Source organism: Variovorax sp. CF079, assembly GCF_900101545.1.
Classification (GTDB): Bacteria; Pseudomonadota; Gammaproteobacteria; order Burkholderiales; family Burkholderiaceae_C; genus Variovorax.
Map to the genome: position 1 here is coordinate 24,785 of NZ_FMZU01000009.1, position 17,812 is coordinate 42,596.

21 protein-coding genes are annotated in these 17,812 nt (G+C 67.8%); 5 read left to right on the forward strand and 16 right to left on the reverse strand.

Going from position 1 to position 17,812, the window contains the following annotated elements:
• Positions 1-85 precede the first annotated feature (85 nt).
• On the reverse strand, positions 86-688 hold the full coding sequence (locus tag BLS74_RS13450) for a TetR/AcrR family transcriptional regulator (RefSeq protein WP_093106933.1): 603 nt from the start codon (positions 686-688) through the stop codon (positions 86-88).
• Between the two features lie 100 nt (positions 689-788).
• On the opposite strand from BLS74_RS13450, the gene phaP reads away from it, so the two are divergent.
• Together phaP and BLS74_RS13460 are read left to right on the forward strand one after the other, a co-directional pair.
• On the forward strand, positions 789-1,280 hold the full coding sequence (gene phaP, locus BLS74_RS13455) for a TIGR01841 family phasin (RefSeq protein ID WP_093106936.1): 492 nt from the start codon (positions 789-791) through the stop codon (positions 1,278-1,280).
• A 106-nt stretch (positions 1,281-1,386) separates the two neighbouring features.
• Positions 1,387-1,635 (forward strand): hypothetical protein, encoded by a 249-nt coding sequence (locus BLS74_RS13460; protein ID WP_093106939.1) that lies wholly within the window; start codon positions 1,387-1,389, stop codon positions 1,633-1,635.
• 4 nt (positions 1,636-1,639) lie between these two features.
• Here BLS74_RS13460 and BLS74_RS13465 read toward each other — a convergent pair whose 3' ends face one another.
• The 3 genes from BLS74_RS13465 to BLS74_RS13475 form a co-directional block, all read right to left on the reverse strand.
• Positions 1,640-2,044, reverse strand: a complete 405-nt coding sequence (locus BLS74_RS13465) for an RcnB family protein (RefSeq protein WP_093106941.1) — start codon at positions 2,042-2,044, stop codon at positions 1,640-1,642.
• 96 nt (positions 2,045-2,140) lie between these two features.
• Complete coding sequence (locus BLS74_RS13470; protein WP_093106944.1) at positions 2,141-2,494, reverse strand: hypothetical protein; 354 nt, start codon at positions 2,492-2,494, stop codon at positions 2,141-2,143.
• A gap of 25 nt (positions 2,495-2,519) precedes the next feature.
• Entirely contained in the window at positions 2,520-3,092 is a 573-nt protein-coding gene (locus BLS74_RS13475) for a cob(I)yrinic acid a,c-diamide adenosyltransferase (RefSeq protein WP_093106946.1), read from the reverse strand.
• 58 nt (positions 3,093-3,150) lie between these two features.
• Between BLS74_RS13475 and BLS74_RS13480 the strand changes: the two genes are divergently transcribed.
• Entirely contained in the window at positions 3,151-4,575 is a 1,425-nt protein-coding gene (locus BLS74_RS13480; protein ID WP_093106949.1) for an FAD-binding oxidoreductase, read from the forward strand.
• Between the two features lie 65 nt (positions 4,576-4,640).
• On the opposite strand, the gene BLS74_RS13485 is transcribed toward BLS74_RS13480, so the two are convergent.
• The 9 genes from BLS74_RS13485 to BLS74_RS13525 all read right to left on the reverse strand — a co-directional run bounded on the left by BLS74_RS13485 (position 4,641) and on the right by BLS74_RS13525 (position 12,507).
• A complete protein-coding gene (locus BLS74_RS13485; RefSeq protein WP_093106952.1) occupies positions 4,641-5,537 on the reverse strand; it encodes a CsgG/HfaB family protein in 897 nt (298 codons plus the stop codon).
• 117 nt (positions 5,538-5,654) lie between these two features.
• Complete coding sequence (locus BLS74_RS13490) at positions 5,655-6,596, reverse strand: ParB/RepB/Spo0J family partition protein (RefSeq protein ID WP_093107344.1); 942 nt, start codon at positions 6,594-6,596, stop codon at positions 5,655-5,657.
• A gap of 5 nt (positions 6,597-6,601) precedes the next feature.
• Positions 6,602-7,144, reverse strand: a complete 543-nt coding sequence (locus tag BLS74_RS13495) for an RBBP9/YdeN family alpha/beta hydrolase (RefSeq protein ID WP_093106954.1) — start codon at positions 7,142-7,144, stop codon at positions 6,602-6,604.
• 42 nt (positions 7,145-7,186) lie between these two features.
• Positions 7,187-8,041 (reverse strand): ParA family protein, encoded by an 855-nt coding sequence (locus tag BLS74_RS13500; protein ID WP_093106957.1) that lies wholly within the window; start codon positions 8,039-8,041, stop codon positions 7,187-7,189.
• A 1-nt stretch (position 8,042) separates the two neighbouring features.
• On the reverse strand, positions 8,043-8,657 hold the full coding sequence (locus BLS74_RS13505; protein WP_093106960.1) for a LysE family transporter: 615 nt from the start codon (positions 8,655-8,657) through the stop codon (positions 8,043-8,045).
• Positions 8,658-8,716: 59 nt separating this feature from the next.
• Positions 8,717-9,355: a 16S rRNA (guanine(527)-N(7))-methyltransferase RsmG gene (gene rsmG / locus BLS74_RS13510; protein ID WP_093106964.1), complete on the reverse strand. Its 639-nt coding sequence runs from the start codon at positions 9,353-9,355 to the stop codon at positions 8,717-8,719.
• A complete protein-coding gene (gene mnmG / locus BLS74_RS13515) occupies positions 9,352-11,301 on the reverse strand; it encodes a tRNA uridine-5-carboxymethylaminomethyl(34) synthesis enzyme MnmG (RefSeq protein ID WP_093106967.1) in 1,950 nt (649 codons plus the stop codon). The genes rsmG and mnmG overlap by 4 nt, the downstream gene beginning before the upstream one ends.
• Before the next feature lie 100 nt (positions 11,302-11,401).
• Entirely contained in the window at positions 11,402-12,325 is a 924-nt protein-coding gene (locus BLS74_RS13520; RefSeq protein ID WP_093106969.1) for a transglutaminase-like domain-containing protein, read from the reverse strand.
• A complete protein-coding gene (locus tag BLS74_RS13525; protein WP_093106971.1) occupies positions 12,322-12,507 on the reverse strand; it encodes a DUF1328 family protein in 186 nt (61 codons plus the stop codon). Before BLS74_RS13525 ends, BLS74_RS13520 begins: the two co-directional genes overlap by 4 nt.
• Before the next feature lie 186 nt (positions 12,508-12,693).
• Between BLS74_RS13525 and gstA the strand changes: the two genes are divergently transcribed.
• The gene (gstA, locus tag BLS74_RS13530; RefSeq protein WP_093106974.1) at positions 12,694-13,302 is read left to right on the forward strand and encodes a glutathione transferase GstA; all 609 of its coding nucleotides are present in this window, start codon (positions 12,694-12,696) and stop codon (positions 13,300-13,302) included.
• Here gstA and BLS74_RS13535 read toward each other — a convergent pair.
• Positions 13,295-14,518, reverse strand: coding sequence for a YbfB/YjiJ family MFS transporter (locus BLS74_RS13535; RefSeq protein ID WP_093106978.1), 1,224 nt, complete (start codon positions 14,516-14,518; stop codon positions 13,295-13,297). The two genes, gstA and BLS74_RS13535, sit on opposite strands and share 8 nt — an antisense overlap.
• 115 nt (positions 14,519-14,633) lie before the next feature.
• Here BLS74_RS13535 and BLS74_RS13540 point away from each other — a divergent pair, with 115 nt between their 5' ends.
• Positions 14,634-15,737: an alkene reductase gene (locus tag BLS74_RS13540; RefSeq protein WP_093106980.1), complete on the forward strand. Its 1,104-nt coding sequence runs from the start codon at positions 14,634-14,636 to the stop codon at positions 15,735-15,737.
• On the opposite strand, the gene BLS74_RS13545 is transcribed toward BLS74_RS13540, so the two are convergent.
• Together BLS74_RS13545 and BLS74_RS13550 are read right to left on the reverse strand one after the other, a co-directional pair.
• Positions 15,719-17,122: a sensor histidine kinase gene (locus BLS74_RS13545; RefSeq protein WP_093106983.1), complete on the reverse strand. Its 1,404-nt coding sequence runs from the start codon at positions 17,120-17,122 to the stop codon at positions 15,719-15,721. The two genes, BLS74_RS13540 and BLS74_RS13545, sit on opposite strands and share 19 nt — an antisense overlap.
• Positions 17,119-17,808: a response regulator transcription factor gene (locus BLS74_RS13550; protein ID WP_093106985.1), complete on the reverse strand. Its 690-nt coding sequence runs from the start codon at positions 17,806-17,808 to the stop codon at positions 17,119-17,121. Before BLS74_RS13550 ends, BLS74_RS13545 begins: the two co-directional genes overlap by 4 nt.
• Positions 17,809-17,812: the final 4 nt, after the last annotated feature.

Consider the following 17,812-nt stretch of genomic DNA (forward strand, 5'->3'; position numbering starts at 1 on the left):
GCGATCAACATGAGGTTTCTCCTTTTATCGCACAGTTGTGCGAAATTCAGACAAGGGAACGGGCAAGGCAGAGAGACATGGGGGTTCAGGCCCGGTAGCTGGCGACCAGCCGTTGCCAGGTCAGCACGGCGCGCTCAGCGGCACGCGGGTCGCGCAGGAAGCGCGCGTCGTGCAGCAGGGCCATCACCAGGCCGTTGATTTCGCTGACGAGCTGCGCGGGGTCGGTCTCGGCCTTGAGCTCGCCGGTCTCGATGGCCTGCAGCACGGTACGCCGGAGCGCGGCGCGCCAGCGCGTGACTTCTTCCAGCAGCAGGTCCCGCAGCTCGCCTTCGCGGTCGTCGAGCTCGAAGGCTCCAGCGGTGTAGATGCAGCCGGTTTCGATCTCCACGTCGCGCGTGCGCACGATCCAGCGAGACACGATCTCGTCGAGGCGCGCGAGGCCCTTGGGCTTTTGCATCGCAGGCACGAAGACATCGGCCAGGAAGCGGCGGCCGAATTCCTCGATCACCGCCTTCTGCAAGGCCTCGCGCGACCCCACGCGCGAGAACACCCCGCTCTTGGACAAGCCCAGCCGCGTGGCCACCGCTTGCAGCGTGATGGCCTCCAGGCCTTCGGCCGAGGCGAGATCCATCGCCGCACCGACGATGGCGGTGCGGGTCATCTCGCTCTTCTGGGTCTTGGCGTCCATGCGAGCCAATTTAGCACATACGTGCGAAATTGCAAGCCACTTCCATGAAGCCCTGGTGTGGGCGTATCGTGGCAGCCCCAACCACAGAACGGAGAAAAGCATGGCAACAAGCAGCAAATCGAGCGGCGCCACCGCCGCCAAGAAAGCGCGCCCCACGGCCGCGGAGGATGTCCAGGACGCCTTCATCAAGCCCCTCAAGGGCATGGCCGAACGCCTGCAGAACCTTCCGCTGGCGGGCGCCGCAGGCGCCATCGTCGAGAGCGGGCGCAAGGACCTGCAGGCGCTGGTGCAGGCCAACGAGAAGTCCTACCAGGGGTTGCAGGCGGTGGTGCAGCGCCAGACCGAGATGCTCAAGGCATCGATCGTCGAATGGCAGGGCACGGTGAAGGGGATGTCGCCCGCCGACCCGCGGGAGAATCTCGCCAAGCTCGATGCCATGGGCAAGGCCGCCTTCAAGCAGGCACTCGACGACATCCGCGAGCTGTCGGAACTGGCGGCCAAGTCGCAGGCCGAGGCTTTTGACATCGTGAGCGAACGCATCCGGTCCAACGTGGACGAGGTCAGCAAGCTGCTGCAGCCGAAGCGCAAATGATGCCTCGCCGATGTCTTATGGCCTGATCCGAGAAAAAGGTCCGTGACGCTTCACACAGGAAGCGTACATTGGTCCCCATTCCTCAGCGATCGGAAAAGAACCAGCCATGGCATCGACTTCCACTTCCACGCGCACTTCCCCGACGGCGGCCGATGAAGCCGCGGCCCGGGAGCGGCTGCGGCAGGCGCTGCCTGCCACGGTCGATCTGCTGACCCAGCGCCAGGCCGACCGGATCGACGACAAGGACATCGACGCCTACGTGAAACTGAACTGGCTCGAATGGCATGGCGGCGGGCTGCGCCTGACCATCACCGGGCGCAACGTGTGCGCCCAGATGGCGCCGACCGCCGTCTGAAGCCTTACTGGCCCGCGATGATCTGCGCGATCAGGCCGGTGGCGATGGCGGCCAGCACATAGTCGCCTCCGACGCCGACCCACTGGTAGCCACGCGGGGGCGCATGCAGCCGGTGGCCACGCCAGTCGCTGACCACGTAGTTGCGGCCGCGGTATTCGCGCGGCACGTAGCCGCCGCGGCGCCATTCGGCACGCGGATGCGAATAGCCGTGGCGGTCGAAATGGCGGCCCTCCCGAAAGTCCTGGTGAGCACCGTGGCGTTCGAAATGACGCTGCTGCTGCTGCTGCTGGTAGTGCTGCGGGCCCCGGCGATCGTCGTGGTCGAACCGGCGGTCCTGCGCAAAGGCACTGCCCGCCATGCACATCGCGAGCGCCGCTGCGGCCACGGCCATGCTCTTGGGCTTGATCATCTTGGAACTCCTTCGCGTTGATGAGGAGTTCAGTCTCGAAGGCCCGTGTGTCGCTCGCGCGCCATGCATGTACGCGCGAGGTGAAGCAAGGTGAAGCTAGGGCGCGCCGCCCTGCGGCCCGACCGGCGGCGGCGCGGCATGGCCGCCGCCGAGCTTGCGCCCGAAGGCCTCGCCCACCCTGCGCACCGGCCGGCTCGCGCGCTCCGACACGTTGTTGACGCCACGCTCGGTGGCGCTGCCCGCGCGGTCGATGCCGCGGCCGGCGGCATCGGAACCGCGCTCGATGCCGCCGAGGACCTTGTTGTCGCGCGGCGGGGTTTTCAGGGTGTTGGCACGCTGCGCCTTCGGTGGGTTGTCGGCGCTCTGGGCCGACGCGGCAACCGGCAGCGCGAGCATGGCCGCGAATGCGAGCGCGGCGATCAATGCGGGAGAACGGGGTTCGATGGGCATGGTTCGGGTTCCTGGGTTCAAGTCGTCATTCTTCACTGGCAGCGGCACGCGCCATGCGCTCGCTCTTCCAGTACACGTCGTCGCCGCCGTCGACGCGGTTGAGCACGCGCGCCAGCACGAACAGTAGATCACTCAGGCGGTTGAGGTACTGGCGCAGCGCATCGTTGAGTTCGGCCTCGGCGCCGAGCGCGACGACCGCACGCTCGGCGCGCCGCGCGACCGTACGGCACACGTGCGCCTGCGAGGCGGCGCGGGTGCCGGCCGGCAGGATGAACTCGGCCAGGCGCGGCAGCGCCGCATTGTGCTCGGCCAGCGCGTTGTCGAGCTGCAGCAGCGCATCGGCCTTGAGCAGCGTGTAGCCCGGCATCGAGAGCTCGCCGCCGAGGTTGAAGAGCTGGTGCTGCACGTCGACCAGCAGCTCGCGCACGGGCGCCGGCATCGGCTCGCACAGCAGCACGCCGATGTGCGAGTTGAGTTCGTCCACGTCGCCCATCGCGTGCACGCGCAGGTGGTCCTTGGGCACGCGCGTGTTGTCGCCGAGGCCGGTGGTGCCGTCGTCGCCGGTGCGCGTGGCGATCTGAGTGAGTCGATTGCCCATGTCGGGGCCCTTTTCGAATGCGGTTCGTAGAATGGTAGACCCTTCAGGAGACCCGCCGATGAACGCCCCCGCCGCCCTTTCCCATCTCACGCCCGAGATCGCGCTGCGCGAGGTGCCCGATGCGCTGATCGCGGCCTTGAAGGCGCGCTTTGCCGAGCGCTGCTCGACCGCGATGGCGGTGCGCACGCAGCACGGGCGCGACGAGTCCTCCTTCGATGCACCGCCGCCCTCGGCCGTGGTCTTCGCCGAGAGCACGCAGGACGTGGCCGATGCGGTCAAGCTTGCGAGCGACTGCCGCGTGCCGGTGATCCCCTTTGGCGTCGGCTCGTCGCTCGAAGGGCATCTGCTCGCGGTGCAGGGCGGCATCAGCATCGACGTGAGCCGCATGAACCGCGTGCTCTCGACCAACGCCGACGACCTCACGGTCACGGTGCAGCCCGGCGTCACGCGCAAGCAGCTCAACGACGAGATCAAGAGCACCGGCCTCTTCTTCCCGATCGACCCCGGCGCCGACGCTTCGATCGGCGGCATGACCGCCACCCGCGCGAGCGGCACGAACGCGGTGCGCTACGGCACCATGCGCGAGAACGTGCTGGCGCTCGAGGTGGTCACCGCGAGCGGCGAAGTGATCCGCACGGGCACGCGCGCGAAGAAGTCATCGGCCGGCTACGACCTCACGCGCCTGATGGTTGGCAGCGAGGGCACGCTGGGCGTGGTGACCGAGATCACGCTGCGCCTCTATCCGCTGCCCGAGGCGGTGTCGGCCGCGATCTGCTCCTTCCCGAGCATCGAGGCGGCCGTGCGCACCACCATCGAGATCATCCAGCTGGGCGTGCCGATCGCGCGCGTGGAGCTGATCGACGTCAACACCGTGCGCATGGTGAACGCCTACGCCAAGCTCGGCCTGCGCGAGGAACCGATGCTCCTGATGGAGTTCCACGGCTCGCCGGCCGGCGTCAAGGAACAGGCCGAGACCGTGCAGGAACTGGCCAGCGGCCATGGCGGCAAGGCCTTCGAATGGGCCAGCACGCCGGAAGAGCGCACGCGCCTGTGGACCGCGCGGCACAACAGTTATTTCGCGGCCGTGCAGTCGCGCCCCGGCTGCCGCGTGATCTCGACCGACACCTGCGTGCCGATCTCGCGGTTGGCCGACTGCCTGCTCGAATCGGTGGCCGAGGCCGATGCCAGCGGCATCCCCTACTTCCTGGTCGGCCACGTGGGCGACGGCAACTTCCACTTCGGCTATCTGCTGGATCCGAATGCGCCCGAGGAGCGCGTGACGGCCGAGAAGCTCAACCACGCGCTGGTGTCGCGCGCGCTGGCGCTCGAAGGCACCTGCACCGGCGAGCACGGCGTGGGCCTGCACAAGATGGATTTCCTGGTCGCCGAAGCCGGCACCGGCGCGATCGACATGATGCGCACGATCAAGCGCGCGCTCGATCCGAAGAACATCATGAACCCCGGCAAGATCTTCAGCCTCTGAAGAAGAATGCAAAAAGCCCGGGGCTCGAAGAGCCGCGCCGGGCTTTGCGCCCTGAACCTCGGGTCTTATTTGCTGTTGCGCCGAGTTGGCGCACGCTCGGCCGGCGCTGAGGTCTGCGACGGCGCCACGCCGCCATCGACACCCAGCCGGCCGCCGCCGCCCAGGCCCTGCCCTTGCACCGTCTGCGCCTTGTAGTTGCGCAGCGAAACGACCATCTGGTTGAAGGCGTCCATGAAGGCGGCGCTGATCACCTTGCCCTGCGCCGTGTTGGTGTAGCCACCGAGAGCGCCGGCACCGCCGCCGCCGAAGACGGAGCCGAAGGCGCCGAAGTCGGTCTTGGAGGCGCTGCCTTCCGAAGCCGCAACCTGCACGCCCGAGCGGTTGTCGATCAGCGTCAAGAGTGCGCTGGCTTCCTTGGTCTGCAGGTTGCCGCCGACCGCTGCCAGCACGCCGCTGTAACGGCCGCCGACCAGGCCGCCCAAGGAGCCGCCGACTCCGCCGGCATTGCTGTTGCTGAACACGATCTCGGGCGACATGCCGTAGTCGGACGCCACCATCTGGCCGCGGCCGAAGTTGCTGCCCTGGCGCATTTCGCCCGACTGCATGAGATCGCGCTCGCGCGACATGGCGTTCATGCCGGCCGCGCCGCGCTCGACCACGACGAAGCAGTTGGATTGCTGGATCAGCAGACGCAGCAGGTTGGCCGTCGGGGGCAGCTTGTATTCGTTGCGCAGGATGGTGTACCAGCCCGCCGACTGGTTCTCGATCAGCGACACGGTGCCCAGTGGCGAGGCGCAGCGCTCGAGCGAGCTGCTGGTATTGGCCGATGCACTGCCGGCTGCGCTGCCGGTCGCCACGGTCTTCGCGCTCTGGCTGCCCATCTGCATGTCCGTGGTCTGGCAACCGGTCAAAAGAAGCGCCCCCACGGCGACGGCGGCAAGCGGAAGTCGAGCGATATGCATGGTGGAATCCCCTCCGAGAACTTTCGGGCTAAAGTTAAAAAAAGTAACTCCTGAGCATATGCGCAAAGAAGCCGGCGAATCAATCGCCCGGAAGGAAGGGATCCGAGATGTCGTGAGTTATGCCGTTTGGCGGATGCGGTCGATCAGACCGTTGAGCGCTTCGAGCGAGCCGAAGTGGATCGCGAGTTCGCCGCTCTCCTCCACCTTCCCGTTGCGCTTGCTGCGCTTCTTGATGCGCACTTCGACTTCGGCCGCCAGCAGATCGGCCAGCTCTTCCTCCACGCGCTGGAGGTCGCGCGACTTCTCGGCGGCGCCGCGCCGCGGCGACGGCGTGAGGCTGAATTCGGCGGCCAGCTTCTTGACCAGCGCCTCGGCCTCGCGCACCGAGAGCTTCTTGGCGGCGATCTGGTTGGCCGCGGTGATCTGGGTGCCCTTGTCGAGCGAAAGCAGCGCGCGCGCATGGCCCATGTCGATGTCACCCGCCATCAGCATCGCCTGAGCCGGTTCGGCCAGGTTCAGAAGACGCAGCAGATTGCTGGCGGCGCTGCGCGAACGGCCCACCGCCTGAGCCGCAGATTCGTGAGTGAGCCCAAACTCGGCGACCAGGCGTTGCAGGCCTTGGGCCTCTTCCAGCGGGTTGAGGTCTTCGCGCTGGATATTCTCGATCAGCGACATGGCAGCGGCGGCTTCGTTCGGCACGTCGCGCACGAGCACGGGCACGCTGTCGAGGCCGGCCAGCTTGGCCGCGCGGAAGCGGCGCTCGCCCGCGATGATCTCGAACTCGGCGTTCTTGGTGCGCGCCGCATCTCCGTCGAGGCGGCGAACCAGGATCGGCTGCATGATCCCCTGCGCCTTGATGCTCTCGGCCAGCTCGTAGAGCGCGCCCTCGTCCATGCGCGTGCGCGGCTGGTAGACGCCGGGCACCATCTGGTCGAGGTTCAGCGCGGTCGGGTTGGGCGGCGCGGCATCGTCGTTGGCGGAGCTGTCCGGACCGTTGAAGGTCGGGCCCAGCAAGGCTTCGAGTCCGCGGCCGAGGCCCTTGGGTTTCTTGGTGGCCATCGAGGTCATTCTTCTTTCAATAGATCGTTCAGCAATTGCCGGCCATGGGGCCAGTCGCCCAGGCCGGATTCGCCGTTGAGGTGGCCGCCTCGACCTGCGTCGATGTAGCGGGCTCCCCAGTCGCCGGCCATTGCGCGCGAGCGCTCGGCAGCACAGTAGGGGTCGTCGTTGGCCGCGATCATGAGAGCGCGGAATGGCAAGGGTTGGCGCACGACCGGCGCCCAGCCCGGGATCAGCTCGCGCAGGTCCTCGCGCTCCAGATCGCCCGGCGCGACCAGCAGCGCGGCCGCCACCTTGTGCGTGTTGCGCGAATGCGCGGCCCAGGCGGCGACGAGGATGCAGCCCAGGCTGTGCGCCACCAGCGCGACCTGCCCCGGCGCAGCCAGGATCTCTTCTTCGAGGCGGGCCGACCAGTCACCACGCAAGGGGCGCATCCAGTCATGCTGCTCGACTCGATGATCGCCATGAACCGCCTCCCAGCGACTCTGCCAGTGCGGCGGGTCGCTGTCTTGCCAGCCGGGCAACAACAGGATTTTCGGGGCAGTCATCTGCTGCGAAATTGATAGCAAAAGAGATCGATCCGGCGGGCCTCAGAGGCCGTTCGGATCCTGGATCGCAACCGGCGGCGCATCCATCGGCTCCGGTGCGGGCACGGGCGAGGCGCCGGCCAGCGCGCTGGCCGGCGGCATCTTCTCGACCAGCTCCTGCGCAAAAGCAATGTAAGCCTGGCTGCCCCTGGCCGCCGGATCGAAGACCACGCCCGGTAGACCGTAGCTCGGCGCCTCGGCCAGCCGCACATTGCGCGGGATCACGGTGTCGAACACCTTCTCGCCGAAATGGGACTTGAGTTGCTCGCTGACTTGCTGCTGCAGCGTGATGCGCGGATCGAACATCACGCGCAGCAGGCCGATGATCTGCAAATTCTTGTTGAGATTGGCGTGCACCTGCTTGATGGTGTTGACCAGGTCGGTCAGCCCTTCGAGCGCGAAATACTCGCACTGCATCGGCACGATCACGCCGTGCGCTGTGCACAGACCGTTGAGCGTGAGCAGGCTCAGGCTGGGCGGGCAGTCGATCAGGATGAAGTCGTACTCGGCGCCGACGGCGGCCAGTGCGGTACGCAGGCGCTTTTCGCGTCGGTCGAGCGCGACCATTTCCACCTCGGCGCCGGCCAGCTCGCGGTTCGCGCCCAGCACGTCATAGCCGCATTTTTCGGACTTCACCCGTGCTTCGACCACGGAAGCGGACTCGAGCAGCACGTCGTACACCGTCGTTTCCAGCTGCCGCTTGTCGATGCCTGAGCCCATGGTGGCGTTGCCCTGGGGATCCAGATCGATCATCAGGACCCGTTGACCCACCTTGGCCAGTCCGGCGGCCAGGTTGACGGTGGTCGTGGTCTTGCCGACGCCGCCCTTCTGGTTCGCGATGCAGAAGATCTTCGCCATGCTATCTGGACACCGCCAGCTTGAGGCCGAAGGCGATGAGGAAGACGCCGGCGAGCTTTTCGAGCGTGGCCGAGATGCGGGGATTGGCGCGCAGGCGCTCCGCGAGGAAATGCGTGAGCAGCGTCGCGATCAGGCAATAGATGAAGGTCAGCACGGCGATGGTCAGTGCCATCACCGCGAAGGTCGTGAGCCCCTGGTGGCGAGCCGGGTCGACGAAGAGCGGGAAGAAGGCCATATAGAAGACGATCGCCTTCGGATTCAGCAGCGTGATCATCAAGGCCTGCCGGAAATACTGCTGCGGACGGATGTTCAGGACTGGCGCGGCGCCCGGCTTGGCCGTCAGCATCTTGAATCCCAACCAGGCGAGGTAGGCCGCACCCAGCCATTGGACGGCCTTGAACGCGGGCGGATAGGCGCCCAGCAAGGCGGCGACACCGGCCACGGCAGCCCACATCAGCATCTGGTCTCCGGCGATCAAGCCCAGGGCGGCGGCCAGTCCGCCACGGATTGCGCCCTTGCCGGTGGAGGTGATGATCGCCAGGTTCCCGGGTCCGGGAATCGCGAGAAATATGATGATGGCGACGACGAACGCGCCGTAGTCAGCGATGCCGAACATGAAATTGCCTTGGATGGGAGAGCGTCGAGTCTAAGCGAGGTCGACGCGTCGGGCGCCTGTCAAGAGGCAGCTTTTCGTGCCCAGACGATGCAGCGTTCGGCATCGAGGCCCGGAACGCTCAATTGTTCCACGTGAAACACATCGATTCCCGGCGGCAGCTCTGCCAATTCGTCGCTGGGCACCTTGCCCTTCATGGCCAACCAAAGCCCGCCGGGCGCCAGCAGGCGTATCGAGCCGGTGAAGAAATCAGGGAGCGAAGCAAAGGCGCGTGAACTGATGAGTTCGTAATTTCCGGCCAGCGATTCGACACGCGCGTGCACGCCTCGCAGATTGGGCAGCCCCAGCTCGGCCGCGACCTGTTGAACAAAGGCCGCCTTCTTGGCCACGGCGTCGAGGCAGCTGACATCGATGTCTTCGCGCAGGATCGCAATCACCACGCCCGGAAGACCAGCGCCGGCGCCGACGTCGAGCAGCTTCGCCCTCCCCGGCCACTCGCGGTTCAGCGGCCCGATCACCGACAGGCTGTCGAGCAGATGATGCGTCAGCACCGTCGTCGGATCGCGCAGCGCAGTCAGGTTGTAGACCTTGTTCCACTTGAGGATCAGCGCACCGTAGGCCAGTAGCCGTTCGCACTGGCGATCGCTCAGCGCGAGGCCGAGTTTGGCTGCGCCCTCGCGCAGCACCAGATCCTGGCTCATTCGTCGATCTGCTGCGGCTCGGCCGCTGCGTCTCGAGCGAACGCGCGATGACCGCCTTTGCGCAGGTGAATCATCAAGAGCGAGATGGCCGCCGGCGTCACACCGGAGATGCGCGAAGCCAGCCCCAGGGTTTCCGGACGATGCTTGCTCAGCTTCTGCCGCACCTCGAAACTCAGCGCCGCGACCTGGCTGTAGTCGAGGTCGGCCGGCAGCTTGAGATTCTCGAAGTGCGCCGCGCGCTCGACCTCGTCATGCTGCCGGTCGATGTAGCCGGCGTACTTGGCCGCGATCTCGATCTGCTCGATCTCCGATTCGCCCAGGGGCTGGTCCGAGCCGTACTTCCCGCCGTCCAGCGACATCAGCGAGGCGTAACTTACATTGGGCCGGCGCAGCAGGTCGCCCAGGTTGTACTCACGCTCGATCGCCTTGCCGAGCACGCGTTCGGACTCGGCTGCCGGCAGGTTCCTCGGATTCACCCAAATAGAACGCAGCCTCTCTGTTTCACGTGAAACAAGATCGCGCTTGCGCGAGAAGGCGTCCCAGCGCGCATCGTCCACCAAGCCCAGCTTGCGCCCGATCTCGGTGAGCCGCATGTCGGCGTTGTCTTCGCGCAGCTGCAACCGGAACTCGGCCCGGCTGGTGAACATGCGATAGGGCTCGGTCACGCCCTTGGTGATCAGGTCGTCGACCAGCACACCCAGGTAGGCTTCGTCGCGGCGGGGCATCCAGGCGGCCCCCTCTCTGCATTGCAGCGCCGCATTGATGCCGGCAAACAAGCCCTGCGCCGCCGCCTCTTCGTAGCCGGTGGTGCCGTTGATCTGCCCCGCAAAGAAGAGCCCCTGGATCGCGCGCGTCTCGAAGTTGCTCTTGAGTTCGCGCGGATCGAAGTAGTCGTACTCGATCGCGTAGCCCGGGCGCAGGATGTGGGCGTTCTCCAGACCCGCCATCGAACGCACCAACTGGTACTGGATGTCGAAAGGCAGGCTGGTCGAGATCCCGTTTGGGTAGTACTCGTTGGTCGTCAGGCCTTCGGGCTCCAGGAAGATCTGGTGGCTTTCCTTGTCCGCGAAGCGGTTGATCTTGTCTTCCACGCTCGGGCAGTAGCGCGGCCCGATGCCGTCGATCTTGCCGGTGAACATCGGGCTGCGGTCGAAGCCGGAACGGATGATTTCGTGCGTGCGCGCGTTGGTGTTCGTGATCCAGCACGGCATCTGCCGCGGGTGCATGTCGGCCCGGCCCATGAAGCTGAAGACCGGCATCGGCCCGGCACCGCCCGGCATGCCGTCGCCCGGTTGTTCGACGCACTTCGAGAAGTCGATGCTCCGCCCGTCCAGCCGCGGCGGGGTGCCGGTCTTGAGCCGGCCTTGCGGCAACTTCAGTTCCTTGAGGCGCGCCGACAGGCTGACCGCCGGTGGATCGCCGGCGCGGCCGGCCTGGTAGTTGTCGAGCCCGACATGGATCCGGCCGTCGAGAAAGGTGCCTGCCGTCAGCACCACCGCGCGCGCGCGGAACGCGATGCCGACCTGCGTGATCGCGCCGACCACGCGGTCACCCTCGATCATCAAATCATCGACTGCCTGCTGGAACAGCGACAGGTTCGGCTGATTCTCGAGCCGGCGCCGGATCGCGGCCTTGTAGAGCACGCGGTCGGCCTGCGCGCGCGTCGCCCGCACCGCCGGCCCCTTGCTCGAATTGAGGATGCGGAACTGAATACCGCCCTCGTCCGTCGCGATCGCCATCGCACCGCCCAGCGCGTCGACCTCCTTCACCAGGTGCCCCTTGCCGATGCCGCCGATCGAGGGATTGCAGCTCATCTGCCCCAGCGTCTCGATGTTGTGGGTGAGCAGCAGCGTGCGCGCGCCCATGCGCGCGGAGGCCAGCGCGGCTTCGGTGCCGGCATGGCCGCCACCGACGACGATCACATCGAATTCTTCGGGGTACAGCATGGAGAGTGGGGGCGCACATGCGCGTGCGCTCGCGGAAAGGGGCGCTAATTTTAATCGCGCACCGTGCTCCGTGCGGCGTGGAGGGGCAAGCCGGGCCCGGCTATTTGCCTGGGCCGATTGCTATCATTTTGATAGCAATCAAGGATTCGCCGGCGGTGGCCACCGGCGCCGGCTTCTCGATCCCGACCAGCTGCCCGCTGGGCTCGGGCTCGGCCGGCGGCGTCAGGCTTTCGTCCTGCAGTTCGCGCACGACCAGCGACTTGCCCGTCATGCGCACCGGCCCGAAGATGGTGCAGAAGGCGACGTCCTTCGCATCACGCCCCGTGCCCACGCGCACCAGGCGATCGACCGGCGCCATGCGCGTGGCATCGAACAAGACCCACCGCCCGCCCAGCCAGGCCTCGAACAGCGCATGAAAATCCTGCGGCGGCTCGTCGAACCACACATAGCCCACCACCAGCCGCGCCGGGATGTTGAGCGCGCGGCAGAAAGTGATGCCCAGGTGCGCGAAATCGCGGCACACGCCGGCGCGCTCGACGAAGACCTCGCGCGCGGTGGTGGTCGAGTCGCTGCTGCCCGGTTCGTAGGTGATGCTGTCGTGAATCCAGTCGGCGATGGCCTGCACGCGTCCGATGCCCGGCGGCAGGTCGCCGAAGAGCTGCTGCGCGCAGCGCGACATCAGGTCCGACTCGCAGTAGCGCGTCGGCATCATGTAGTGGAGGATCTCGTTGGGCACCTGGTTCACCGGCACTTCGGCCAGATCGGGCGGCACTTCCACGTGCGCGCGCTGGACGCTGGCGCGGTAGCGGATCTTCAGCGGCCCCTGCGGCGCATCGAAACGAATGAAGCGGTTGCCGCTGCCCTCGTCGCAGAAAACCTGCATTTCCACCGCCGGTTCGATCGCCAGATCCTCGCTGATCACAGTCTGTGCGCCGCTGCGCGCGGCCTCGATGTTGAGCAGCAAATGCGACGGCGCCTCGACCTCGTAGTCGAGCACCGTCTCCACGTTCGAGTAGTGCGTCAATCCAGCGCTTTCTTCACCGCGCCCACCCCGAGCGCCGCAAGAACGAGGAACACGACCGCCAGGATCAGGAACAGCCCGAACAGCACCTTCGCGATGCCGGCCGCGCCGGCCGCCACGCCGCCGAAGCCGAGGGCGCCGGCGATCAGCGAGATCACCGCAAAAATGATGGCGTACTTCAACATGAGCGAGCTCCTTGCGTGCGGTCATCCGCCCGCGGTGCCGGGAGCATAGAAAGGCGCGCCGGCCGGCCCGATAGTCGCCGCGCCCAAGGCCCCGTAGGACAAACGCGCTCGCGGCGAACCCGCTAGCATCGGCCTCGCGTCTGCAAGAAATAACGTTTCCCGAACATCCATTGGAGAGTTTTTCGCATGAAGCTGTATTACTCGCCGGGCGCCTGCTCGCTCTCGCCCCATATCGCGCTGCGCGAAGCCGGCCTCGCCTTCGAACCCGTGCTCGCCAGCACCAAGAGCCACAAGCTGCAGGATGGCACCGACTACTACGGCATCAACCCGCTCGGCTACGTGCCGATGCTCGAGCTCGACGACGGCACGCGCCTGCGCGAAGGTCCGGCCATCGTGCAGTACATCGCCGACCTCGCGCCGAACAAGAACCTCGCCCCCGCCAGCGGCACGCTCTCGCGCTACCGGCTGCAGGAGTGGCTCACCTTCATCGGCACCGAAATGCACAAGACCTACTCGCCGATGTTCAACCCCAACATGCCCGAAGAAGCCAAGGCCATCTTCAGGACCAAGCTCCAGTCGCGCTACGAGTGGCTCAACGGCGAGCTCGAAGGCAAGGACTACCTGATGGGCGAGCACTTCACGGTGGCCGACGGCTACCTGTTCACCGTCACCAACTGGACCAAGCCGACCGGCGTCGACATCTCGCCCTACGCGAATGTGCAGGCCTGGCATGCACGCATCGGCGCCCGCCCGGCCGTGCAGGAAGCCATGAAGACCGAAGGCCTGCTCAAGTAAGCAGCAGCGGCCGCTGCCGCGAGGCGAGCGCAGCCCCGGCCCACAGCGTGATCGCCGAGGCCACCAGGCCGCGCGCCAGGCCGCCCGGCCCGTCGGAGATCCAGCCGGTCACGGTGGGCCCCACGATCTGCCCCAGCGCGAAGATGATCGTGAAGGCGCTGATGCCGGTGGCCCATTGTTCGGCCGGCAGGTTGTGGCGCACCAGCGCGGTGGTGGAGGCCACCACCGACAGGAACACCGCGCCGAACAGCAGCCCCGAGACCAGCGTCACCGGCCACGCGGCGCTCAGCACCGGCAGCAGGGTTGCCATGCCCAGCAAGGCATTGAGCACCGCCTGCGGCTGGCCGCCATGAAAGCGATCCAGCAAGCCGGCCCAGAGCCGCGCCGAAGCCACGCAGGCGACGCCAAGCAGCGCATAGAACATCGTGATGTTCGCCGGGCTCGCGCCTTGCTCGCGCAGCAGCGCGATCACGAAGGTCATGTAGCCGATGTAGCCGGTGCCGAAGAGCGCATAGCCCGCGAGCGCCCAGCCGAAGCGACGTACTGCGCGCGCGGGCTGCGCGGCCGCCTCGTGCGCTGACGCCGGCGCAGCGGGTGCACGCGCCTCGCTCGGCATCGCATGCGCCGCGTACCCCAGCACGGCCGTCCCCGCGAAGCTCGCCAGCGCCAGCGCCCACCAGGCCCAGGCCCAGCCATGCGCTTCGCCCGCGGCAGCGTGCAGCACCGGCGGTACCAGCAGCGCCGACAAGGTGATGCCCAAGCCCGTGCCGCCGTAGTACAGGCCCAGCAGAAAACCTGCGCGCGACGGCTGCAGCGTCCCGAGCCGCGCCGCCAGCAGGCCGCCCGCGACGAACACCCAGGCGCTCGCCAGCCCGGCCAGAAAGCGCTGCAACAGCAGCGCCGAGGCCGAGGTGAAGAAGCCGCTGGCCGCCATGAACAGGCTGGCCCACACCGCACCCCAGACCAGCAGACGCAGCGGCCCGAGGCGCCGCATCAAGGCCGGCATCATCAATGCGCCCAGCAAATAGCCGGCCGCATTCGCGGTGTTCATCGCGCCGGCCAGCGTGTAGCTCCAGCCCAAATCCGCGCGCATCGGCGGCAGCAGCAAGCCATAAGAAAAGCGCGTGATGCCGAGCGAGACCGCGGCACCCATCGACAACGCAAGCGCGAGGCGCAGGGCCTGCGCGGGCGTGAGCGTGGCGGAATGCATCGTCATGGAGTGCGGGCATTCTGCTGCATCCCCTAGCAGCAAACCGACAACCCCGTGGCAGCGCGGTTGGGCGCGCCGGTTTACCGTTCGCGCTGTTCATCCACCCCAACAAGCAGAACCGATGTCCTCCCTCTTCGACCCCATCCAGGCCGGCGACCTGAAGCTGGCCAACCGCATCGTCATGGCGCCGCTCACGCGCAATCGCTCGCCCAACGCCGTGCCGCGCGATATCGCGGCCACTTACTACGCGCAGCGCGCCAGCGCCGGACTGCTGATCACCGAAGCCACCGCGATCAGCCAGCAGGGCCAGGGCTATGCCGACGTGCCCGGCCTCTACGGCAGCGAGCAGCTCGAAGCCTGGAAGCGCGTGACCGATGCGGTGCACGCCAAGGGCGGCAAGATCGTGGTCCAGCTCTGGCACGTGGGCCGGGTCTCGCACAACGAGCTGCAGCCCGATGGCGGCCAGCCGGTCGCGCCCTCGGCCATCACGGCCAAGACCAAGACCGTGCTGATCAAGGACGGCGTTCCCACTTACGTCGAAACCTCCGAGCCGCGCGCCCTCGACGCGGGCGAGCTGCCGGGCATCGTCCACGGCTACGCCGCCGCCGCGCGCAACGCCGTCGAGACCGCCGGCTTCGACGGCGTCGAGGTGCATGCCGCCAACGGCTACCTGCTCGACCAGTTCCTCAAGACCGGCAGCAACAAGCGCAGCGACGACTACGGCGGCAGCATCGGGAACCGCGCCCGCCTGCTGCTCGAAGCGACGCGTGCCGTGGTCGACGCGGTCGGCGGCGGCCGCACCGGCATCCGCATCTCGCCCGTGACGCCGGCCAACGACGTGCACGACGAGAATCCGCAGCCGCTCTTCGAATACGTCGTGAAACAGCTCGCCACGCTCAAGCTGGCCTACATCCACGTCGTCGAGGGCGCCACCGGCGGCCCGCGCGAGCTGGAAGACCGCCCCTTCGACTACGAAGCCCTCAAGGCCGCCTACCGCCGGGCCGGCGGCAAGGGCGCCTGGATGGTGAACAACGGCTACGACAAGCCGCTGGCCGAAGAGGCATTGAAGGAAGGCGACGACCTCGTGGCCTTCGGCAAGCCCTTCATCTCCAATCCCGACCTGGTGCGCCGCCTGCGCGAGGGCGCGCCGCTCAATCCCTGGGACAAGAACACCTTCTACGGCGGCGGCGCGAAGGGCTACATCGACTATCCGGCGCTGGGCTGATCGTCCCCGGGCGGGCTCGGCGCGAAGGCCACGCTGACCCGCAGCCCGCCCGCTTCGGACGCCTTGTCGAAGCGCAGCTCGGCGCCCAGCAGCGCGGCATGGCGCGCCACGATCGCGAGCCCGAGGCCGGCGCCCTGCCCCAGCTTCTGCCCGGCCGGTCCTTGCGACCAGCGCTGCATCAGGTCGCGCTGCACCTCGGGCGCAATGCCGGGGCCGTCGTCGACCACGCCGAGCGTGCGGCCCGCCAGCTCGACGGTGATGGTGCGGCCGCCGTAGCGCAGCGCGTTGTCGATCAGGTTGTCGAGGATGCCTTCGACGAGCGCCGCATTGGCCTGCACCGTCACCGGCTGGTCGAGACCCAGCGCGCCCAGATCCACGCCCTCTGCATCGGCGCGCGCGAGATGGCGCAGCACCGCCTGCTCCACCAGCTCGTCGAGCCGAAGCGGCGCGCGCTGCAGGCCGGTGCGGGCCTCGTCGGCCAGCGCCAGCGCGAGCAGCTGGTCGACCAGGTGGCTGGCGCGCGCCTGGCTGGCGGCGATGTGCTGCAGCTGTTCGCGCCACACGGCCGGGGCCTGCTGCGCGAGACCGTAGTCGGCCAGCGCGCGGATGCCGGCCAGCGGCGTGCGCAACTCGTGCGCCACGTTGCCCGCGAACTCGCGCTGCGCACGCACGCTGTGGCCCAAGCGCTCGAACAGGGCGTTGAGCGTCTCGCCCAGGCGTTCGAGCTCGCGCGAGCTGCGTGCCACCGGCACCGGTGCCAGGTCGTGGGCATCGCGTTGGTCCAGCGTCCGGCGCAGTTCGCCGAGTGGACGCAGCTCGCCTTCGATGCCGCGCCACAGCCACACGGCCAGAAGCGCCAGCAGCACACCTTGCGGCGCCAGCGAATAGAGCAGCAGCCGTTCGACCAGCGCGGCGCGGGCGCGCGTGGTCTGCGCGATCACGACGCGGAAGGCTTTGGGCGCGTCATGGTTCAACACCACGGCGCGCAGCGCTTGCCCCTCGTAGTTCACATCGGAAAAGCGATAGCGCGCGCCCTCCTCCGGCGCCGGTGCCTGCAGGCCCGCGTGGCCGGCGAGCCGCGAGCCGTCGGGCCGCAGCACCGCGAAGTAGACCTGCTCCGACTGGTCGAACAGCACGCTCGTGACCTCGCGCGGCGACAGCTGCAGCTGGATGTCGCGCTCGCCGGCCTCCACGTTGGCCGACACCGAATAGGCATCGTCGAGCAAGGCGCGGTCGAAGGCCTGCTCGGTGAAGTGGCCGGCCACCGCCACCGCGACCGCGGTGCCCACCAGCCAGGTCAGGGCCAGCGGCAGCAGCACGCGCCGCAGCACGCGCGAAGTGAGCGAAGGCGCGCCCGCCGACGCCCGGCGCGGCGCCGGCTTCACTCGGCCGCTTCCAGCAGATAGCCGATGCCGCGCAGCGTGCGGATCGCCGCGCCGCTGCCCGCGAGCTTCTTGCGCAGGCGCGAGATGAAGGCCTCCAGCGCGTTGTCGCCCAGGGCTTCATCGAAGCTCGACAGCTTGTCGGACATGGCCCGCTTGCTGACTGTGCGGCCCGGCGGACTCATCAGCTCCCACAAGACCTCGAACTCGCGCGCCGGCAGGTCCAGCGGCGCGCCGGCCACCGAGAAACGGCGCGCCTTGCGGTCGAGCCGCAGCCGGCCCAGCGTGGCGATGTCCTCGGTGCCCTGTGCGCGCCGCACCAGCGCCCGCAGGCGGGCCTCGACCTCGGCCAGGTCGAAGGGCTTGCCGAGGTAGTCGTCGGCGCCCGCATCGAGGCCGGCGATGCGCTCTTCGGTGCGATCGCGCGCGGTCAGTACCAGCACCGGCGTGCGGTCGCCGCGCGCGCGTGCGTGGCGCAGCACGGTGAGGCCGCTCGCGAGGCCGCTGGTCGGGCTGGCCGTTGCCGGCAGGCTGAGATCGAGCAGCACCGCATCGAACAGCTGCACGCGCCACAGGTGGTCGGCGTCCTCGGTATTCGCCGCCACGTCGACGCGGTGTCCGGCATCGCCCAGGCTGCGCAGCATCACGCCGCGCAGCACCGCATCGTCTTCGACCAGCAGGATTCGCATGGAA

Excerpts from the sequence above, each read along its gene's own strand:
- BLS74_RS13450 (WP_093106933.1), bottom strand. The coding sequence starts at position 688 with ATGGACGCCAAGACCCAGAAGAGCGAGATGACCCGCACCGCCATCGTC.
- phaP (WP_093106936.1), top strand. The coding sequence starts at position 789 with ATGGCAACAAGCAGCAAATCGAGCGGCGCCACCGCCGCCAAGAAAGCG.
- BLS74_RS13460 (WP_093106939.1), top strand. The coding sequence starts at position 1,387 with ATGGCATCGACTTCCACTTCCACGCGCACTTCCCCGACGGCGGCCGAT.
- BLS74_RS13465 (WP_093106941.1), bottom strand. The coding sequence starts at position 2,044 with ATGATCAAGCCCAAGAGCATGGCCGTGGCCGCAGCGGCGCTCGCGATG.
- BLS74_RS13470 (WP_093106944.1), bottom strand. The coding sequence starts at position 2,494 with ATGCCCATCGAACCCCGTTCTCCCGCATTGATCGCCGCGCTCGCATTC.
- BLS74_RS13475 (WP_093106946.1), bottom strand. The coding sequence starts at position 3,092 with ATGGGCAATCGACTCACTCAGATCGCCACGCGCACCGGCGACGACGGC.
- BLS74_RS13480 (WP_093106949.1), top strand. The coding sequence starts at position 3,151 with ATGAACGCCCCCGCCGCCCTTTCCCATCTCACGCCCGAGATCGCGCTG.
- BLS74_RS13485 (WP_093106952.1), bottom strand. The coding sequence starts at position 5,537 with ATGCATATCGCTCGACTTCCGCTTGCCGCCGTCGCCGTGGGGGCGCTT.
- BLS74_RS13490 (WP_093107344.1), bottom strand. The coding sequence starts at position 6,596 with ATGGCCACCAAGAAACCCAAGGGCCTCGGCCGCGGACTCGAAGCCTTG.
- BLS74_RS13495 (WP_093106954.1), bottom strand. The coding sequence starts at position 7,144 with ATGACTGCCCCGAAAATCCTGTTGTTGCCCGGCTGGCAAGACAGCGAC.
- BLS74_RS13500 (WP_093106957.1), bottom strand. The coding sequence starts at position 8,041 with ATGGCGAAGATCTTCTGCATCGCGAACCAGAAGGGCGGCGTCGGCAAG.
- BLS74_RS13505 (WP_093106960.1), bottom strand. The coding sequence starts at position 8,657 with ATGTTCGGCATCGCTGACTACGGCGCGTTCGTCGTCGCCATCATCATA.
- rsmG (WP_093106964.1), bottom strand. The coding sequence starts at position 9,355 with ATGAGCCAGGATCTGGTGCTGCGCGAGGGCGCAGCCAAACTCGGCCTC.
- mnmG (WP_093106967.1), bottom strand. The coding sequence starts at position 11,301 with ATGCTGTACCCCGAAGAATTCGATGTGATCGTCGTCGGTGGCGGCCAT.
- BLS74_RS13525 (WP_093106971.1), bottom strand. The coding sequence starts at position 12,507 with ATGTTGAAGTACGCCATCATTTTTGCGGTGATCTCGCTGATCGCCGGC.
- gstA (WP_093106974.1), top strand. The coding sequence starts at position 12,694 with ATGAAGCTGTATTACTCGCCGGGCGCCTGCTCGCTCTCGCCCCATATC.
- BLS74_RS13535 (WP_093106978.1), bottom strand. The coding sequence starts at position 14,518 with ATGACGATGCATTCCGCCACGCTCACGCCCGCGCAGGCCCTGCGCCTC.
- BLS74_RS13540 (WP_093106980.1), top strand. The coding sequence starts at position 14,634 with ATGTCCTCCCTCTTCGACCCCATCCAGGCCGGCGACCTGAAGCTGGCC.
- BLS74_RS13550 (WP_093106985.1), bottom strand. The coding sequence starts at position 17,808 with ATGCGAATCCTGCTGGTCGAAGACGATGCGGTGCTGCGCGGCGTGATG.